This is a genomic window from Jeotgalibacillus sp. ET6 (assembly GCF_029667115.1).
Lineage (GTDB): Bacteria > Bacillota > Bacilli > Bacillales > Jeotgalibacillaceae > Jeotgalibacillus.
Window position 1 is genome coordinate 1 of the sequence record NZ_JARUIU010000256.1, and the last position, 242, is coordinate 242.

Consider the following 242-nt stretch of genomic DNA (forward strand, 5'->3'; position numbering starts at 1 on the left):
GGGGTCGCCCGAAAGCCGTCGTCATCATGTCGCCGCACACGGCCACGCGCTCGACCTATGTGCTGGGCGCCGCGCAGCACGGCACCATCCACGACTTCGGCGGCTTTCCGGCGCCCCTGTATGAGATCCAGTACGAGGCCAAGGGCGATGCCGCCCTGGCGCAAACCGTGACGCGGCTCTTCACTGACGCGGGCCTGCCTGTCCAACTGACGCCACAAGGCGGTTTGGACCATGGGATCTGG

At 67.4% G+C, this 242-nt stretch carries 1 protein-coding gene; it reads left to right on the top strand.

Going from position 1 to position 242, the window contains the following annotated elements; all coding sequences use genetic code 11:
- Positions 1-242: dioxygenase family protein (locus P6709_RS20265; RefSeq protein WP_442905387.1), on the top strand; the 242-nt coding region annotated here is incomplete at both ends.